Below are 18,916 nucleotides of genomic sequence, written 5' to 3'. Positions count from 1 at the left end.
CGGCGAGCGTTAAAAGCGCTTCTCTCCAGAGTCCTACCGGCACCTTGCTGGTCCTTTGGCCTGAGAGTTTCCGGGGCGGTTGCTCCTTCGGCACCGGAGTGAACCGGTTTCTCCCAACAAGATCGCCTCCAAATAACGGCGAACCCGTGAACTTGGCAAGGGGGCGGTGTCGCGGTCAAACACATTTTTGTCGCAGCGATTTTCCGTCGCGACAAACGGGTGCGTCAATTCTGCCTTTGCATTCTCCTCCACTTGAGGATAACTCAGGATCGATACCGGGGACGACAATGACTAGGTGTAAGAGACATTTGCCGATTGCTGTGCGCATCGTCGCCGCATTCGCACTTGTCTTCCTGTCCTTCGCCCATAAGCCGGCGATCGCGAAAAGCCTGCCGCCCGGTGAGCTCGCAGCTTACCAGCTCCCCGATGGAACCATCGCCGACATCTGCTTCGGAATGGATGGCATCGACCACGATAGCGGCAAGTCGCAATCGATGGCCCCAGTCTGCGAAGCCTGCCGGCTCGCCGGTGCGGCCCTCCTGCCGACGCCGCCACGACAAAGCGAACGCGCCGAGACCGGCAACTGGCTTGCCGATTCGAAGCAGGCGCACGATGACGTCGCCATCAAGCAGGTCCGCCTGCTGCCGCCGCCGCGCGGACCTCCTCACCAGTCGTAACGCTTCCAGACGCATTCCATTCAATGCGCCGCATTCGCGGCATCGACCACGGCAGGACCGGGCTCCCACCGGCCCGTGGTCAGGAGATTACGACATGAACACGACCAGACTGACTTTCCTTACCCTCGGCTTCGCGCTCACGACCGCCGGCATCGCCCACGCTCATGCGACGCTCGAAACCGACAGCGCCCAAACTGAAAAGAGCTTCAAGGCGGTGCTGCAGGTGCCGCACGGCTGCGACGGCAAGGCGACGACCGAAGTGCAGATGAAGCTGCCCGAAGGATTCGTCTTCGCCAAGCCGCAGCCGAAGCCCGGCTGGGAGGTGGAAATCATCAAGGGCGATTACCAGAAGACCTATGACAATCACGGTGACAAGGTCTCGTCCGGCCCGGTCGAGATCCGCTGGAAGGGTGGCAATCTGCCAGACGAATTCTACGATACCTTCGTGGTCAAGGGTAAGATCTCGGGCTTTGACAAGGAAACCGTGCTTGCTTTTCCGACGGTGCAACTGTGCGGCACTGACGGCAAAGTGGTCTGGGACGAGGTTGCGGCCGAAGGGCAGAATGCACACGACCTGAAGAGCCCGGCCCCCACGGTGACGGTGAAGCTGGCCACAGGTGGCGACGAGCACGCCGGCCACATGGCCGCGGGCGCGTCAATCAAGCTGGGCGACCTCGAAATTTCAGGCGGCGCAGCCAAGGCGATGTTGCCTGGCGCCAAGGTCGGCGGTGGCTTCCTGACGATCAGGAACGGCGGCGGTGCCGATGATCGCCTCGTGGCAGTCGAGAGCCCGGTCGCGGGTCGCGTCGAGATTCATGAAATGGCGATGGAAAACGACGTGATGAAGATGCGCAAGCTCGATGACGGTGTCGTCATCCCGGCTGGCGAAACAGTCGAACTCAAGGCCGGCGGCCTGCATCTGATGTTCATGCAGGTTTCGAAGCCGTTTGCCGAGGGCGAAACGGTCCCGGTTACGCTCGTCTTCGAGAAGGCCGGCAAGGTCGATGCCAAGCTTGCCGTGGGAACGGCAGGCGGCAGTGCTGCCGCAACCGGCGGTCACTCGCACCACTGAAGAAAACCGCATAAAGCGAACGGCGTTGCCTCACGCGGCAGCGCCGCTCTCATCGTCATCGCCGGCGGGATCGTCCTGCCGGTTTTCGCTTTCGTGCCCTTCAGGCATGTCACCATCGTCGCGCATGTATTCCAGATAACGGCGCAACGTTTCCGCCTCTGACTGTTGAGGCAGACGGCCATCCGCGCTCATCAGCATCAACGATAGCGGAAGCGCGCCCTTCATCTTGGGAACGGAAGCTGGGGTGATCGTCGGCTCGCTGGAACGGCGAGGCGAAAGCAGGGTGATCGCCTCGTCCGCCGGACCATCGCCGGACACGCGCGCCTTCGGCTTGACGGCTTCTGCCGCATAGGCCGCTGTGGTCGCGGATACCGTAACGACCTGAACCAAGGTCTTCACCTGCTTCGTTGTTGTCAATCCTTTACGTTTTGCGCGATTTCACTTGAAGCCCGGTGAAAACCGATAGCCGCCTTTTAGTCAAATCCTAACGATTGCCGGAAACGGCAGCACAGGATGCCCTCAGGCGACTGGTGATCGTGTCGGCAGGCGATGCCAATGCGGGCTCCCGTCTGGAAATGGGGGGCAATTCAGAAGGGGCGGAAGCCGACATGGCCGAAATGATGAAGGGGACATCGAGGTCCGTTCGAACAAGGCCGTTGCGCCAGATGCGTCGCAGTATGCGAAACGGATGCAGGCTATGGGCGAGATGATGCGCAACCACGATGGCTGCGCGAGTTCGCCAATATCTTGCTCTTGGCGAAAGCGTTGGAATTGTCGCAATTCCGGTGATTACACTCGATTATTCGTCGTCGACGCGAGACAGTATCAACCTCTGAACATCAGGATCCTGACTGCGGATCGCCGTCATCAAGGCGCCCAATCGGCCGCGCAGGCCGTGGATCTGATCCAGCAGTTGCATCGCGACGTCGACGCCGTCGTCGTTGACACCCATCGGGCCGGTCAGGTCCTGGATAAGGCGGGCGCGGGCAAGATCATCCTCTTCGAAGATCCAGCCGCTGTCGGCCCGGCGCGGCACCAGCCAACGCTGTTCGACCCAGACTTCAAGTACCGTGACCTCGATTTCGAGGTGTTCGCAAAACTCGCTGTCGTTCATGCGTTGCCTCCCAGGTTCTTGCGCGGATCCTCCGCCTTGCCGGCTGCCCAACCTTCCACGAAGGCAGCGAGCGCCGGATCGGCCTGCGGCGCAAGCGTGATCTTCAACGTCACATAGGCATCACCATGGCCACCACCCGGCTTGCGTATGCCCTTGCCCTTCAGGCGCAACACCTTGCCGGTGTTGGAGTTGGGCGGGATGGTGACATTGACCGCACCATCCATGGTTGGAACGCGGATCTTGCCGCCAAGCACCGCTTCGCTGAGCGAAATCGGAATGTCGTAACGCACATCCTCGCCATCCACCTGGAACAGCGGATGCGGCCGTACGCGGATATCGATCAGCGCATCGCCGGCAGCGGCACCATTAAACCCTGGCTCGCCCTTACCGCGCAGTCGTAGCGTCTGGCCGTCGCGCGTGCCCGGCGGGATCGTCAGATCCAGGGCAGGGCCGCCGCCAGGTAGACTGATCTGCTTCTTGGCGCCATTAACCGCCTCGAGCAGGTCGATCTCCATCGAAAAGTGTGAATCCTGCCCACGCATGGATTGCTGACCCCGACCACGACGAGAAAAGAAGCTGGAGAAGATGTCGTCCTTGTCGCCGAAATCCTGAAAGCCGTGGGCGCTTTCGTAGCGCCCGGCAGTGCCACCGGCGCCGGCATAATCGCGGTAGTAGTTTCGCGGCGCCGTTTCCGCGCCGGTCTCATCGATCTCGCCGCGATCGAACTTGCCGCGTTTTTCCTCGTCGCTGAGCAGCGCATAGGCAGCCGATACCGCCTTGAAACGCTCCTCCGCTCCCTTGTCTCCGGGATTGAGATCGGGATGAAGCTTCTTGGCGAGCTTGCGGTAGGCGCTCTGAATGTCTTTCTGCGTGGCGTCCCGGCTGACACCAAGGGTTTCGTACGGACTGCTCGGCATGCGGACTCCTTCAGACTGAAGCGATCGGCAGCGGATTGGGTGGGGCAATACAGCTCACATGTCCCAATCCATTTGGGTGATCGGTCGCTTGAGAACAAGCATAGGGCACCCGCGCCGAAACGACAGGCAGAAAAACGAACGGCGACCGGTTTGTGCTCTCATTTCGTGCGGGGGCGGTTTCTGCTACAATCTAATTTCGGAACCATTCGGGAAAGGCAGCGTTCCCGCCGGGTGTTTTTAGACGGAGGCCGACATGTCCGTACGCTTACAGCTTGCCATCATGGTTGGGTTGATGATCAATGCGGTGCTGTTCGGCATCGGCGCGGTGATCGTCCTCTCCATTCCGGCGCTGGCCAACAACGCCAAGTACGCTCTGCCTGTCGTGGTCGTCACGTGTTTCGTCCTCACGCCCTTCATCGCCTGGCTGATGGCGCCACGCCTGAGGTTGCGCTACTGGCGAGAGCGGGAGCAATCGGGCAAACATCTGTCGACGTGAGATTTCGTCCGGGGTCTCCGGGGGCTGGCTTAACTCCAACGGGCAGATGCGGCGTATCGCTTTGTATCGCGCGTCCTTTAGCAAAAGCTGTGGCACCGTGCCGCGCCCAAAAAAATGCGCCACGGCATTACGCGCAGGCGTTGAAAACATCACAGACAAGCACAAATTAGCTTTAAACAATCAACGCCCTTGATCGATACTCCAGGGAGTATCATAGAATTGCTGGGTCAAATCGTCATGCGTCGCCTCGGCGGTAGCGCACGGCCGAATTTCAAACGACGCTGAAGGAGCAAAAGCCTATGAAAACCGCGATGTTGCTACTCGTTCTCACCACCCTGTCTGCCTGCGCGCAAACCACGGGTGGTAGTCTGGGTGTGGGTTATGTGGGCGGCGACGGCGACTATTATCAGGGCATCGTCGCGCCGAAGTAATCCGGTCAAGGCGGGTAGCAATCCCCTGGAAATGGCATTCGCCGAAACGGCTTCGGTTTCACAGGCGCGATCTCCCACGCTCCAGTAAACCGAACCGGTGATGGCGGCGGCAGTCATTGAAGAACAAAGCACCCGCATGGCGACACAAGCGGGGGCTTTGGCAGCCGGCAAGGCCAACGGTTGGACCTGCCCCAAGAGAACGGCTGATGGCGTTCGAAACTACGACAGCGCGCGAACCTTCGGCTCACGATCCCAATACCGCTTCGCGGCGGCCTCGACAAAAGTTGCGGCCAATCCGACAATTCCCGCATCCGGTATCACGCCCGCCTTATCCAGCAGAGGCTTCGATGCTTCGTTTGATCCTATTGCCTTCAAGTGGCCAAATGCATCCATAACCCATTGAACTGCACCTGCCTGCTTGGCGAGATCGTTGGCTGCCGCATTCGAGAGGACCAGCGCAACAGCGTCGAAAAGCTGAGACGGCGATCCAGCCAATTGCCCGTCCGCCTTCATGACCTTCCCATCCGAGAGCTTGGCGCCACCTATCCTCGGTGAAACAAGGAAGGGGGCGGCACCGGCTTTTTCGATCTCCGCCACAAACGTCTTCAGTTCTGCGGCATCGGTGCCATCAGCGATCAGAACGCCGACCTTGCGGCCTTCAAGGAGAGCCTTCATGTTTGCGTGGATACTCAGCGCAGGCGACGGCTCCATGGCGAAAGGTTCCCGCGCTGCGGGGCTCTTGTCCGGCAGCACCATACCGAGACCATCGGCCACACGCCTGGCCAGATCCTCGTCGACATTGCGCAGGTTGGCGAGCATGCGTGGCGGAACTTGCGCAAGTTGAACCTTGGACAACTCGAACACGAAGGACGAGGCGATATGGGCCTGCTCTGCCGGCTGCTGCGAGATCCAGAACAACCGGGCCTGGCTGTAATGATCGGCAAAAAGCTCACCGCGTGCACGTAACTTGTCCCCCTGTTCGTGCAGGTCGGCACGGCCTTGCGACGTACTGAACCCAGTCATCGGGCACTCGCGGGGACCACCATCTTCGCCGTGTTCGGCAAGACTGTTGGGCTCATAGTTCGCACGTCCCTTCGGGACGTTCATCTGCATTTGCCCATCGCGCTGAAAATTCATGACGGGACATTTGGGCGCATTGATCGGGATCTGATGAAAATTCGCCGTTCCGAGCCGAGATTTCTGCGTGTCGAGATAACTGAACAAGCGACCCTGCAGGAGAGGATCGTTGGAAAAATCCACTCCCGGCACGATGTTGGCCGGACAGAAGGCGACCTGCTCTGTCTCAGCGAAGAAGTTATCGGGGTTTCGGTCCAGGACCATGCGGCCGACGATCCGCACAGGAATGAGCTCTTCAGGTATGAGCTTTGTCGCATCCAGCACGTCATAGGGCTGCGCGTCGGCGAACGCCTGGTCGAATAACTGTATCCCCAGTTCCCATTCGGGAAAATTGCCGGTCGCAATGGCTTCCCAAAGATCGCGGCGATGATAGTCGTTGTCGGCAGCCTGCAGCTTCAGGGCCTCATCCCACACAGTCGATTGAATGCCGAGCTTTGGCTTCCAATGGAACTTGACGAAGGTCGATTTGCCTTTGGCGCTGACGAGACGGAAGGTATGGACGCCGAAGCCTTCCATCATGCGCAATGAACGCGGAATGGTACGGTCGGACATAGCCCACATCAGCATGTGGGTCGTTTCCGGCATCAGGGACGCCCAGTCCCAAAAAGTGTCGTGAGCGCTGCCGGCTTGAGGGAAGGCGCGATCGGATTCCATTTTGACGGCATGAACAAGATCAGGAAACTTGACGGCGTCCTGGATGAAGAAGACGGGAATGTTGTTGCCGACCAGATCCCAGTTGCCTTCCCGTGTATAGAACTTCACCGCAAAGCCGCGAACATCTCTTGGTGTGTCGACCGACCCTGCGCCGCCCGCCACCGTCGAAAAGCGCGCAAACAACGGCGTTTTCTCGCCCGCCCGCTGAAACAGGTCGGCTTTGGTTATATCGGCGAGAGATTCGAAGAGCTCGAAGTACCCGTGAGCGCCCGAACCTCGGGCATGCACGATGCGCTCGGGAATGCGCTCGTGATCGAAATGAAAGATTTTTTCCCGCAGGACGAAGTCTTCGAGAAGCGTCGGGCCACGCTCTCCAGACCTAAGGCTGTTCTGGTTGTCGCTGACGCGAATGCCCTGATTTGTGGTCAGATGGGCCGCATCCGCCTTGTCCCTGTCGTGGCCAGCGACTTGCTGATGTGTTTCGCCGCCTTCGCCCGTGCGGGTTTCAAAGGTATTCTTTGCCATGAGGTTTCATCCTTGCTTGCGCGTAACGTGTCGGCTGTGCCCGACAGCTGAGTTTGGAAGCCGGCTTGTGGCAGCGAGATCGCCGGTCCATCTCAAGACATCGCCGAGCGAAAATCCGGCGGATACGGTTATTGGCCACAGCGTGCCGCCGAATTCTGCATCCAAAGCTGCGACCGACATGAGCCCCCGAAGCTCCATCTGCTGTTGTCGAGAACACGAAGGCGCAACCCACCGGCGGACGGATAGTTCCCGGACGCCTGAAATAAACGCCTTCCGGGCTCCGCATAGAAAGCTGCCTGGTCTTGTGATGTCAGTCAGCAGTAATTTGTGCAGTGCAGCAACCAATCCGTTGCGAATGCGTTGGGAGGTGTCAGCGCCGTGTTGGCAATTTCACCATGAGGGATGCCTGAAATGAGAAATCTGCAGGATACCATTGCCCGCCTTGCCGCACTGAAAGCTGCCTATGGTCAGGTAAACGCACATTCCACCCGTGACCGCCTGAAGGATATGACCTCAGCGGGCGCCAACCCCGGTGCGCTCAATGCCCGGATGTTCGTCCCACAAAACCTCGCCGCAGGTGCTCCACTGGTGGTCGTCCTGCACGGTTGCACCCAGAGCGCCGCCGCCTATGACGAGGGGTCGGGATGGTCGGAATTGGCCGATCGATACGGTTTTGCGCTTCTTTTCCCGGAACAGCAGCGCGCCAACAATGCCAACCTCTGCTTCAACTGGTTTGAACCTGGCGATTCGAAACGCGACGCCGGTGAAGCGCGCTCGATCCGCGAGATGATCGAGACAATGGTTTCGACCTACAATTTGGACCGAAGCCGCATCTTCATTGTCGGCCTTTCGGCCGGCGGTGCGATGTCATCAGTGATGCTGGCGAGTTACCCGGAAGTTTTCGCGGGTGGAGCGATCATCGCCGGCTTGCCCTACGGCACGGCAACATCCATTCCGGAAGCGTTCGACCGCATGCGGGGGCATGGCGTTCCGGGCGAAGCGGGCCTGCAGAAGCTGGTTCGCAGCGCATCGTCCCACGAAGGACGATGGCCGACGATATCTGTGTGGCACGGAACCGCCGATGGCACGGTCGATGTTGCGAATATGGAGGCGATTGTCCGGCAGTGGGCGGGGCTTCACAACGTCGAAACGACAGAATTCACGAGCGAGCCTGGGAAAAGCCACCTGCGCCGGGTCTGGCGCGATGCCGATGGACGACAGGTCATCGAAACCTATGCCATCCAAGGGATGGGCCACGGCACGCCGCTGGCGACAGCCGGTCCGGATGGTTACGGCAAGGTGGGCCCTTATATGCTGGAAACCGGCATATCCTCCACGTTACGGATTGCGAGCTTCTGGGGGCTTGTGACCCTTGCTGCTGATCACAGGCAAGACGATGAGAAGGACGCGAAGTCGGAGGGTTTCGTCCATACGGGTGACATCCTTATGCCGGGCACGCTCGTCAGCGAGAATGAAGAGGAGCAGGCGAGGCGGCATCAGACCGGAGCGGGGAAGGTACCCCCCTCCGGCGTCCAGAAGATCATCGAAGACGCTTTGCGCGCCGCGGGGCTGATGAAATAGACCCGCTACGGCGTCCGGGCGACAACTCAGATCCGGGCGCGGCCGGCAGCAAATCGTATGGCGTCAATCAGCTGTCTGGCATGGCCGAGCCGGCTTTTCAGTCCCACTGGCAGGAGCCAGCACGATCCAATCGCCAACCGTTAGCGCCATGTCTGCGTCGCGAGACGCATGCCATCTGCATTGCGGGTGTCGAAACTAAAACCGCTTCTTCAGGAAGTAACGCGGTATTGCGCCGGGCCCGCCTTCCAACTGACCGAAAACTTCAAAGCCCAGTTTCTCGTAAAATGGCCGCGCCTGAAACTCGAACGTGTCGAGCCAAAGGCCGATGTAGCCGCGGTCCCGCGCGATCTTCTCCGCCTCCGCGATCAACCGTTGTCCCAGGCCCTGGCCGCGCAGATTTTCAGGTATTGCGAGATAGCGGATGAAGGCCCAACCATAGCCATCCGTCGCATAGAGCCCGCCGATAGCCGCTTTCGTTTCGGGATCGCGGATGAGGACCGCAAAGCCCGGCTGGTCGACCATACCGCTATGCGCCTCGTTATAGGCATCGAGCGTCGCGACGATCGCACGCAGATCGTCCTTGCCCGGATCTTCAAGAATGATGTCGATGATGGGGTCTGTCATTTGGGATCGAACCAGACAAGCGGAGTGAATGGGTAAGGCTGCGCATGCACCATGGCATGCGGTGGTCGGCAGGTGTCTCAATCGCCGTGACAGATACATGATCTGTGCCCGCTTCCAAGGGTGTCACCCAAAAGTCTCAGGCTCCTTACACGGTTGCGATATGCCTTCGCGCAGGACGATCGGTGACTTGGTGTTGAGCCAATCATCGTAACTCAGATGGCGCGTTTCATAGCCAGGTTTGGCGACGCACCACCGCCAAGCGAATACGTCATAGCCATGGACGACCAGCGCCTCAACACGCCACTCACTCTTGCTGCTAAAGCGCGCATTTCCTGACGTATCGGTCTCTTTCACCTCGCCAAGTCCGCGGCGACTGTGGGGAAAAACAATGGTCCAAAGGTGCACCTTCGCGCCGGCGATCGGCATCCCGTTGGCGTCTTGCACAGAGACATCCGCCGCAGGCTTCAGCTGCTTGTAAATTGGGTATGCGCAGCCAGCGGGCAAGAGCAGCAGCAATGGCAACAGACGCGTCACACGCATTTTAACGGCCTATTCTGTCCGAAAGAGCAAACCCAATCCATTACGTCGCGTCTGGGGCAATCAGGTTAGACGAAGATCCGGTGCCCGACGGAACGCGAAAGGCGCCCAAGCAAAAGGGCGCCTTTCGTTTCTAGTCTTGCACTGCACGCACGCAAACTCAATCTATGAGTGTAGCAATGATCAGCTGCAGCCACTGGTGGCGCCGCAGGTGTCGCACTTCTCGCAGGTGCCGTTGCGCACCATGGTGAAGTTCTGGCACTCGGAGCACATGTTGCCGGTGTAGCCCTGCATGATCGAGCGGGCGCGGCGTTCCGCTTCGAGCTTCTTGGCGTCCGACTTGGCCGATGCCGCTTCTGCTGCCGCCTTGTCGGAAAACAGCGCCGTCACTTCCGTTACCGTCTCGACCGTTTCCTCGGCGATCTCTTCGGCCAGTTCCGCCGCACGCTCTTCGTATTCGCGCTTGAAGGCGACGATTTCCGAGGTTGCGATCGACGTCGTCTGCTCGATCTTGCGCACGGTGTTGCCGGCAATCGAGGTGACCGTTGCACCGGAGGAGGCGCGGGCAGGGGCAGCCGTAGCCGAACCCTTCGGCTCACCGGCACGATCAGCCGTGCCGCCGACGATGGTCGGCTTGTAGCCGCGGGTCCAGCCGGTGGAGATCAGGTTGGTCTTGCCTTCCTGTATGCCCTTGCCGAGCGCCGTGTTGCTGAAGTCCGATGTGTCGACATGGGCCAGATCGTGGCGGCCGAGGTAGGACACGGCGAGTTCGCGGAAGACGTAGTCGAGGATCGACGTCGCGTTCTTGATCGCGTCGTTGCCCTGGACCATGCCGGCCGGCTCGAACTTGGTGAAGGTGAAGGCCTCCACATATTCTTCCAGCGGCACGCCGTATTGCAGGCCGAGCGAGATGGCGATGGCGAAGTTGTTCATCATCGCACGGAAGGCAGCGCCTTCCTTGTGCATGTCGATGAAGATCTCGCCGAGGCGGCCATCGCCGAATTCGCCGGTGCGCAGGTAAACCTTGTGACCGCCGACAACAGCCTTCTGGGTGTAACCCTGGCGGCGGTTCGGAAGCTTTTCGCGAGCGCGGATCACCTTTTCGATGACGCGCTCGACGATCTTTTCCGTGATGGTCACGGCCTGGGCTGCGGCCGGCGCCTGGATCAGATCCTCCAGCGCATCCTCGTCGTTCTCGTCCTCGATCAGCGAGGCGTTCAGCGGCTGGGAGAGCTTCGAACCATCGCGATAGAGCGCGTTGGCCTTCAGCGCCAGCTTCCACGACAGCATGTAGGCGTTTTTGCAGTCCTCGACGGTCGCCTCGTTGGGCATGTTGATCGTCTTGGAGATGGCGCCCGAGATGAACGGCTGGGCGGCAGCCATCATGCGGATGTGGCTTTCGACCGACAGGTAACGCTTGCCAATCTTGCCGCACGGGTTGGCGCAATCGAAGACCGGCAGGTGCTCGTTCTTGAGGAACGGCGCACCTTCAAGCGTCATCGCACCGCAGACGTGGATGTTGGCCGCTTCGATGTCCTTCTTGGAGAAGCCCATATGCTCGAGGAGGTTGAAGTCCATCTGCGCGAGCTGCTCGTCGGAGACCTTCAAAGCGCCCTTGAGGAAGTCCGCACCCAGCGTCCACTGGTTGAAGACGAACTTGATGTCGAAGGCCGACTTCAGGGCAGCGTTGACGGCCTCGACCTTCTCGTCGGTGAAGCCCTTGGCCTTCAGCGTCGAAGGGTTGATGGCCGGTGCCTGGTTGAGGTTGCCATGGCCGACAGCATAGGCTTCCATCTCGGCAAGCTGGCTCTCGGAGTAGCCGAGCGACCGCAGGGCTTCCGGGACGGCGCGGTTGATGATCTTGAAGTAACCGCCACCGGCGAGCTTCTTGAACTTGACCAGCGCGAAGTCAGGCTCGATGCCGGTGGTGTCGCAGTCCATGACCAGACCGATCGTACCGGTCGGCGCGATGACGGTCGACTGGGCGTTGCGGTAGCCGTGCTTCTCGCCGAGTTCCAGCGCCTTGTCCCAGGCGCTCATGGCGTGGATGACCAGATCCTGGTCGGGATTCTCGCTGTGGATGAGCGCTACCGGGTTGACCGAGAGGCCTTCATAGCCCGTCGTCTCGCCGTAAGCGGCGCGGCGATGGTTGCGGATGACGCGCAGCATGTTGTCGCGGTTCGGGGCAAAGCCGGGGAACGGACCGAGCTTGGCGGCCATTTCGGCGGAAGTGGCATAGGAAACGCCGGTCATGATCGCCGTCAGCGCGCCGGCAATGGCGCGGCCTTCGGTCGAGTCATAGGGAATGCCGGAAGACATCAGCAGGCCGCCGATATTGGCATAGCCAAGGCCGAGCGTGCGGTATTCGTAGGACAGCTCGGCAATCTCGCGAGACGGAAACTGCGCCATCATCACGGAGACTTCCAGTACGACGGTCCACAGACGCACGGCGTGTTCGTAGTCGGCGATGTTGATGCGCTTCGTCGCCGCATCCTTGAACATCATCAGGTTCAGCGAGGCGAGATTGCAGGCGGTGTCGTCGAGGAACATGTACTCCGAGCACGGGTTCGACGCGCGGATCGGGCCGGCAGCGGGGCTGGTGTGCCAGTCGTTCATCGTCGTGTTGAAGTGCAGGCCCGGATCGGCCGATGCCCAGGCGGCGTAGGAGATCGATTCCCAGAGGTCGCGCGCCTTCAGCGTCTTCATCACGCGGCCGTCCTTGCGGGCGGTCAGGTGCCAGTCGCCATCGGCTTCGACCGCGCGCAGGAAGTCGTCCTTGATGGAGACGGAGTTGTTGGAGTTCTGGCCTGAAACCGTGAGATAGGCTTCCGAATCCCAGTCGGTGTCGTAGGTCTTGAACTCGAGGTCCCTATAGCCTTGCTTCGCGAACTGGATGACGCGCTGGACATAGTTTTCAGGAACCAGAGACTGCTTGGCAGCGCGGATCTCGCGCTTGAGTGCCGGATTCTGCTTCGGGTCGTAGCAGGCGTCGTCGGTGCCTTCGCAGTTGACGCAGGCCTTCATGATCGCCTTCAGATGCTTGGCGACAACCTTGGAGCCGGTGACGAGCGCTGCGACCTTCTGCTCTTCCTTGACCTTCCAGTTGATGTATTCCTCGATATCCGGGTGGTCGATATCGACGACGACCATCTTGGCGGCGCGGCGGGTGGTGCCGCCCGACTTGATGGCGCCGGCTGCGCGGTCGCCGATCTTCAGGAACGACATCAGGCCAGAGGACTTGCCGCCGCCCGAAAGCTTTTCGCCTTCGCTGCGCAGATGCGAGAAGTTGGAGCCGGTGCCGGAGCCATACTTGAACAGGCGCGCTTCACGCACCCACAAATCCATGATGCCGCCCTCGTTGACGAGGTCGTCGGCAACCGACTGGATGAAGCAGGCGTGCGGCTGCGGGTGCTCGTAGGCCGACTTGGATTTGGTCAGCTTGCCGGTGAAGGGGTCGACATAGAAATGGCCCTGGCCGGGGCCGTCGATGCCATAGGCCCAATGCAGGCCGGTGTTGAACCATTGCGGCGAGTTCGGCGCGACGCGCTGGGTGGCGAGCATATAGGCAAGTTCGTCACGGAAGGCGGAGGCATCTTCTTCGCTGGCGAAATAGCCGCCCTTCCAGCCCCAGTAAGCCCAGGTGCCGGCCAGGCGATCGAAAACCTGGCGGGCATCCGTTTCGGAACCGTACTGTTCATCCTTCGGCAGCGCCTTCAGCGCTTCCGTGTCGGGGACAGAGCGCCAGAGGAAGGAGGGGACATCGTTCTCCTCGACGCGCTTCAGTTTCGCAGGCACGCCTGCCTTGCGGAAATACTTCTGGGCGAGAATATCGGCGGCAACCTGGCTGAACTGCGCCGGCACGTCGATATCGGCGAGACGGAAGACGATCGAGCCGTCGGGATTCTTGATTTCACTCGTAGCTTTGCGGAACTCTATCTCCGCATAGGCGGATTGCCCGGCCTTGGTGAAACGACGTTCGATCAGCATTGTCCCGTGTCCTTCGTGTTGCCATGCGCCCGCCACAGGCGCAATTGTCCCCGCCCGGCCGCGGAGCCATTCCGCAGCCAGTCTCAGCTTCCGTCCGTGAAGGGAAACCCAGATTTGGGTGACCCTGTATCTTGTGAGATAGGCTGGCTGCAAGCACTAAATATAGTATTAACAGCTTCCTGATGCCAGCCAAATGTTGCTCAAACGGGCCCGAAAAGACGCACAGAATTCCTCACTGCGGCTCAAGCGGGGAACCCGCGCTTGCCGCATGTCAGAACCGACGATTTCGTGAAATGAACCGGGCGCTAAACATTCCGGTCCGCCGCCGTCGCAACGTAAAATCCATTAACCGTGAATCGTCCCAAGGCGTCAAGGGGTGGTTTGTGACGGAAGTTTGAGCGCTATATGTTGTGTGGATCGACTGTGGAAAACGGGGAAAGCGGCCAACGCCTTGAAAATCAGGCACTTCGGCAGATTGTCTGTGACTCTGCCGCAGCGGCAGGCGAAAAATCAAATTTTTGAAGGGTAAAAAAGCATATAAATGGCATCCCCAAGGGTAGGCGCAGTTGCGCAAGCGGCGCCGATGTGACGGGCGGCGCGAATTGATTCGTTTCCAGATACAGCCGCCGCCGCATAAGGCTACGTTTGAAGGAGGCGCGAGGATATCACGCGCCGGAAACTGTGGTCAAAACAATGCACTAGACCACCTGCCTTGCAATAGGCTCGTGCCTAGAGGCCATGGTGATCGCCAAGCTGCAGCGCACTTTTGGTGCCGCAAGCTTCAGTCGACGCGCTTCTGCAACTCACGCGCACCGTTCGGCGCATTCACCTTGCCCTCGGTGATGAAGAAGGCGAAGACATCGCGCGGCTCCTTCTTTGCCCTGCGATCGGGCGCGCTCTTGGCAAGCCCGTCGGGCTCTCCGCCGGCAGCAAACGTCTTGGCACGATCGGCCCAGAGGTCGAGCTGATCAGGGGCGTAGCATGTCTTGATATCGTCGCTGCCCTTCTGCAGGCGCAGATAGACGAAATCTGCGGTGACGTCAGCAATCATCGGATAGTCCGCGTGCTCCGCCAGGACGACGGCAACCTTGTACTTTTCAAGCAGATCGACGAATTCGGGCACCTGGAACGTCGGATTTCGCACTTCGACGACGTGGCGCAACGGCAAACCGTCCTGCTCCTCCGGCAGGAGTTTGAGGAACCCTTCGAAATCCTCCGGCTCGAACTTCTTCGTCGGCGCGAACTGCCACAAGATCGGCCCGAGATGGGGCCCAAGCTCGGTCAGCCCCTGCGTCAGGAATTTCTGCATGGATTCACCGGCTTCGGCGAGAACCTTGCGATTGGTGACGAAGCGGCTCGCCTTCAGCGAGAAGACGAAATCTTCCGGCACTTCGGCTGCCCACCTGGCAAAAGTCTCCGGCTTCTGCGACGAGTAGTAGGTGCCGTTGACCTCGATCGTCCGCAATTCCTTGCCCGCGAATTCGAGCTGTCGCTTCTTCGACAGGGTGTCGGGATAGAACGTGCCTTCCCACGGCTCAAACGTCCAACCGCCGATACCAACGCGGATCTTTCCGGATTTCGTCATCCCATCCTCCTCATGGCGGCACAGTCAGGCCGCATGTCAATTTACTTCGGACGCCGTTTGCCCCACGGGCTTGGCCATATCCACCAGTATCCACCCTGGCCGATAGGGGTTTGGGCGGCGACCCGTTTCTTGAAAACCATAGGCACGGTAGAGCGCGATGTTCTTCTCCATCCGCGCATTGGTATAGAGCCGCACCTCCGCCATGCCCCATTCGACGGCCTGCGCATCCACAAACCGCAACAACTCGATCCCGAGACCCTGACGTTGGAAAGGCGGGGCGACCGCAAGACTGAAGATCAACAGGTGGTCCGCGTGCCGTTCGAAGACGGCGACCGCGGAAATCGCGACATCATCGACGCGAAGCCAGACTTCGTCTCGCGCGATGCGCGGCTCGTAATCCGCTGTCACAGGCAAGGGTGGCCCGCCGAGCAAGGCCGTGTAGGGTGCGTAGGCTGCCGCGGTAATATCCCGGACGGCCGCCAGGTCGTTGACCGTCGCCGGCCGCATCCTCGAGAAACCGGCGACAGCGCTTCCCCGACCGGCGCCCGACACGTTCACTCGGCCGCCTCGACCTTTTTCATCGGACGACGCTCCAGAAGCTCCTTCAGGAACTGGCCGGTATACGAACGCGGCTCCTTGACCACATCCTCCGGCGTGCCCTTGGCGATGACTTCGCCACCGCCGTCGCCGCCTTCGGGACCGAAGTCGATGACCCAGTCGGCCGTCTTGATCACCTCGAGATTGTGCTCGATGACAACGACCGAATTGCCCTGGTTGACGAGTTCATGCAGGACTTCAAGAAGCTTTGCCACGTCGTGGAAATGCAAGCCGGTTGTCGGTTCATCCAGGATATAGAGCGTGCGCCCAGTCGAGCGCTTCGACAGTTCCTTGGCGAGCTTGACGCGCTGGGCTTCGCCGCCGGACAGCGTGTTTGCCTGCTGGCCGACCTTGATGTAGCCCAGGCCCACCTGGTTCAACGTCACCAGCTTGTCGCGCACCGCAGGAACGGCAGCGAAGAACTCCACGCCTTCCTCGACGGTCATGTCGAGTACGTCGGCGATCGACTTGCCCTTGAAGTGCACGTCGAGCGTTTCGCGGTTGTAGCGCTTGCCGTGGCATACGTCGCAGGTGACATAGACATCCGGCAGGAAGTGCATCTCGATCTTGATGACGCCGTCGCCCTGGCAGGCTTCGCAGCGCCCGCCCTTGACGTTGAACGAGAAGCGACCGGGCTGGTAACCGCGGGCCTTCGCCTCCGGCAGGCCGGCAAACCAGTCGCGGATCGGGGTGAAGGCGCCAGTGTAGGTTGCCGGGTTGGAGCGCGGTGTACGGCCGATCGGCGACTGGTCGATGTCGATCACCTTGTCGATATGCTCGAAGCCATCGATACGGTCGTGTTCGGCCGGGTTTTCGCGCGCACCCATGATGCGACGGGCAGCCGCCTTATAGAGCGTCTCGATCAGGAAGGTGGACTTGCCACCACCGGACACACCTGTCACCGCCGTGAAAATGCCGAGCGGAATGGATGCCGTGACATTCTTCAGGTTGTTGGCGCGGGCACCGACGACGGTGATTTCCTTTTTCTTCTTCGGCTTGCGGCGTTCGCTTGGAACCGCAACCGACAGCTCGCCGGAGAGATACTTGCCGGTCAACGACTTCGGATTGGACATGACATCGGCAGGCGAGCCTTGCGCGATCACCTCGCCGCCATGGATGCCGGCGGCCGGGCCGATGTCGACGACATAATCGGCCGTCAGGATAGCATCCTCGTCGTGTTCGACGACAATCACCGTGTTGCCTATATCGCGGAGATGGCGCAGCGTCTCGAGCAGGCGGGCGTTGTCGCGCTGGTGCAGGCCGATCGACGGCTCGTCGAGAACGTAGAGCACGCCCGTCAGCCCCGAACCGATCTGCGACGCCAGCCGGATGCGCTGGCTTTCGCCACCCGACAGCGTGCCGGAATTGCGCGAGAGGCTCAGATATTCGAGACCGACATCGTTGAGGAAGCGAAGGCGGTCGCGGATTTCCTTGAGGATGCGAACGGCGATCTCGTTCTGCTTGGTGTTGAGGTGCGAAGGCAGAGCCTCGAACCAGTCACGGGCGACGCGGATCGACATTTCGGTGATCTGACCGATATGCAGCGTGTCGATCTTGACGGCGAGCGCCTCCGGCTTCAGGCGGTAACCGGCGCAGGCCGGGCAGGGCGCTGCCGACATATAACGCTCGATCTCCTCGCGCGCCCAGGCGCTGTCGGTTTCCTTCCAGCGGCGTTCGAGGTTGGGCACGATGCCCTCGAAATTCTTGGTAGTGTTATAGGAGCGCGCACCGTCTTCATAATGGAAGACGATCTTCTCTTCCGTGCCGTGCAGGATGGCCTTCTGCGCGTCGGCGGACAGTTCGCTCCAGCGATTGCCGAGCTTGAAGCCGAAAACCTTGCCGAGCGCTTCCAGGGTCTGATTGTAGTAGGGCGACGAGGATTTGGCCCACGGCGCGATGGCGCCGTCGCGCAACGTCCTGTGTTCCTCCGGCACGATCAGCGCTTCGTCGATCTTCTGCTGGCTGCCGAGACCATCGCAGGTCGGGCAGGCGCCGAAAGGGTTGTTGAACGAGAACAGCCGCGGCTCGATCTCGGAGATCGTAAAGCCGGAGACCGGGCAGGCGAATTTTTCCGAAAACAGCACGCGCTCGTGGGTTTCGTTGAGCGACTTGTTGGCCGAGCCGCCGGCGGCGGTCTCTTCCGGCGGCAGCGGCTTGTCGGCGAATTCGGCAACAGCGAGGCCGTCGGCCAGCGTCAGGCAGGTCTCCAGGCTGTCGGCCAGCCGCGATGCAAGATCCGGCCGCACGACGACACGGTCGACGACGACGTCGATGTCGTGCTTGTACTTCTTGTCGAGGGCAGGCACCTCGGCGATTTCGTAGAAGGTGCCGTCGACCTTGACGCGCTGAAAGCCCTTCTTCATCAGCTCGGCGAGTTCCTTCTTGTACTCGCCCTTGCGGCCGCGCACGAGCGGCGCGAGGATATAAAGACGGGTGCCTTCGCCGAAGGCGAGAACCCGGTCGACCATCTGGCTGACCGTCTGGCTTTCGATCGGAAGTCCGGTCGCCGGCGAATAGGGCACACCGACGCGCGCGAACAGCAGGCGCATGTAGTCGTAAATCTCGGTGACCGTGCCGACGGTCGAGCGCGGGTTGCGCGACGTCGTCTTCTGCTCGATCGAAATGGCAGGCGACAGGCCGTCGATCTGGTCGACGTCCGGCTTCTGCATCATCTCGAGGAACTGGCGCGCATAGGCCGACAGGCTTTCGACATAGCGACGCTGGCCTTCGGCATAGATGGTATCGAAGGCGAGCGACGACTTGCCGGAGCCGGAAAGCCCCGTCATCACGATCAGCTTGTTGCGCGGCAGATCGAGATCAATGCCCTTGAGATTGTGCTCACGCGCGCCACGAATGGAGATGGTCTTGAGTTCGCTCATCGGAAGCCAGCTTTTGCATGTCGGTTGAAAGCCCCCTATGTAATGACGCTAACGCCCATGTCGAGGCGCAATCGGCAAAACTGGTGGCCATTTCGATTCGGTT

Annotated in this window: 15 protein-coding genes and 1 riboswitch; of the genes, 5 read left to right on the top strand and 10 right to left on the bottom strand. The window is 60.5% G+C overall.

Features of this window, described 5'->3' with window-relative positions:
• Positions 1-38: 38 nt before the first annotated feature.
• Positions 39-126: riboswitch (glycine riboswitch) on the bottom strand.
• A 161-nt stretch (positions 127-287) separates the two neighbouring features.
• Positions 288-677, top strand: coding sequence for a hypothetical protein (locus HT585_RS07020; RefSeq protein WP_176352254.1), 390 nt, complete (start codon positions 288-290; stop codon positions 675-677).
• A gap of 94 nt (positions 678-771) precedes the next feature.
• Positions 772-1,749, top strand: coding sequence for a DUF1775 domain-containing protein (locus HT585_RS07015; protein ID WP_176352253.1), 978 nt, complete (start codon positions 772-774; stop codon positions 1,747-1,749).
• 30 nt (positions 1,750-1,779) lie between these two features.
• On the opposite strand, the gene HT585_RS07010 is transcribed toward HT585_RS07015, so the two are convergent.
• From HT585_RS07010 to HT585_RS07000, 3 genes are all read right to left on the bottom strand, one after another.
• Positions 1,780-2,139 (bottom strand): hypothetical protein, encoded by a 360-nt coding sequence (locus HT585_RS07010; protein ID WP_176352252.1) that lies wholly within the window; start codon positions 2,137-2,139, stop codon positions 1,780-1,782.
• Positions 2,140-2,548: 409 nt separating this feature from the next.
• The gene (locus HT585_RS07005; protein ID WP_176352251.1) at positions 2,549-2,863 is read right to left on the bottom strand and encodes a chaperone modulator CbpM; all 315 of its coding nucleotides are present in this window, start codon (positions 2,861-2,863) and stop codon (positions 2,549-2,551) included.
• On the bottom strand, positions 2,860-3,780 hold the full coding sequence (locus HT585_RS07000; RefSeq protein WP_176352250.1) for a DnaJ C-terminal domain-containing protein: 921 nt from the start codon (positions 3,778-3,780) through the stop codon (positions 2,860-2,862). Before HT585_RS07000 ends, HT585_RS07005 begins: the two co-directional genes overlap by 4 nt.
• Before the next feature lie 253 nt (positions 3,781-4,033).
• On the opposite strand from HT585_RS07000, the gene HT585_RS06995 reads away from it, so the two are divergent.
• Together HT585_RS06995 and HT585_RS32055 are read left to right on the top strand one after the other, a co-directional pair.
• On the top strand, positions 4,034-4,276 hold the full coding sequence (locus tag HT585_RS06995) for a hypothetical protein (protein ID WP_176352249.1): 243 nt from the start codon (positions 4,034-4,036) through the stop codon (positions 4,274-4,276).
• Between the two features lie 299 nt (positions 4,277-4,575).
• Positions 4,576-4,707, top strand: coding sequence for a hypothetical protein (locus HT585_RS32055; RefSeq protein ID WP_256372322.1), 132 nt, complete (start codon positions 4,576-4,578; stop codon positions 4,705-4,707).
• Between the two features lie 219 nt (positions 4,708-4,926).
• On the opposite strand, the gene HT585_RS06990 is transcribed toward HT585_RS32055, so the two are convergent.
• Positions 4,927-7,023: a catalase gene (locus HT585_RS06990; RefSeq protein WP_176352248.1), complete on the bottom strand. Its 2,097-nt coding sequence runs from the start codon at positions 7,021-7,023 to the stop codon at positions 4,927-4,929.
• 411 nt (positions 7,024-7,434) lie between these two features.
• Here HT585_RS06990 and HT585_RS06985 point away from each other — a divergent pair, with 411 nt between their 5' ends.
• Positions 7,435-8,604 (top strand): extracellular catalytic domain type 1 short-chain-length polyhydroxyalkanoate depolymerase, encoded by a 1,170-nt coding sequence (locus HT585_RS06985; RefSeq protein WP_176352247.1) that lies wholly within the window; start codon positions 7,435-7,437, stop codon positions 8,602-8,604.
• A 195-nt stretch (positions 8,605-8,799) separates the two neighbouring features.
• Here HT585_RS06985 and HT585_RS06980 read toward each other — a convergent pair whose 3' ends face one another.
• The 6 genes from HT585_RS06980 to uvrA form a co-directional block, all read right to left on the bottom strand.
• A complete protein-coding gene (locus tag HT585_RS06980; protein ID WP_176352246.1) occupies positions 8,800-9,228 on the bottom strand; it encodes a GNAT family N-acetyltransferase in 429 nt (142 codons plus the stop codon).
• 123 nt (positions 9,229-9,351) lie between these two features.
• Entirely contained in the window at positions 9,352-9,768 is a 417-nt protein-coding gene (locus HT585_RS06975) for a peptidase associated/transthyretin-like domain-containing protein (RefSeq protein ID WP_176352245.1), read from the bottom strand.
• A gap of 180 nt (positions 9,769-9,948) precedes the next feature.
• Positions 9,949-13,752 carry a vitamin B12-dependent ribonucleotide reductase gene (locus HT585_RS06970; RefSeq protein ID WP_176352244.1) on the bottom strand — a complete coding sequence of 1,268 codons (3,804 nt, stop codon included), beginning with the start codon at positions 13,750-13,752 and terminating at the stop codon, positions 9,949-9,951.
• A gap of 781 nt (positions 13,753-14,533) precedes the next feature.
• On the bottom strand, positions 14,534-15,337 hold the full coding sequence (locus HT585_RS06965) for a DUF72 domain-containing protein (protein ID WP_176352243.1): 804 nt from the start codon (positions 15,335-15,337) through the stop codon (positions 14,534-14,536).
• 36 nt (positions 15,338-15,373) lie between these two features.
• Positions 15,374-15,844, bottom strand: a complete 471-nt coding sequence (locus HT585_RS06960; RefSeq protein WP_176353220.1) for a GNAT family N-acetyltransferase — start codon at positions 15,842-15,844, stop codon at positions 15,374-15,376.
• 47 nt (positions 15,845-15,891) lie between these two features.
• Positions 15,892-18,813: an excinuclease ABC subunit UvrA gene (uvrA, locus tag HT585_RS06955; RefSeq protein WP_176352242.1), complete on the bottom strand. Its 2,922-nt coding sequence runs from the start codon at positions 18,811-18,813 to the stop codon at positions 15,892-15,894.
• Between the last annotated feature and the right edge of the window lie 103 nt (positions 18,814-18,916).

It is taken from the genome of Ensifer oleiphilus (assembly GCF_013371465.1).
Lineage (GTDB): Bacteria > Pseudomonadota > Alphaproteobacteria > Rhizobiales > Rhizobiaceae > Ensifer > Ensifer oleiphilus.
Note: the sequence above shows the minus strand (reverse complement) of the source record. Positions and strands in the feature narration are given on the sequence as shown.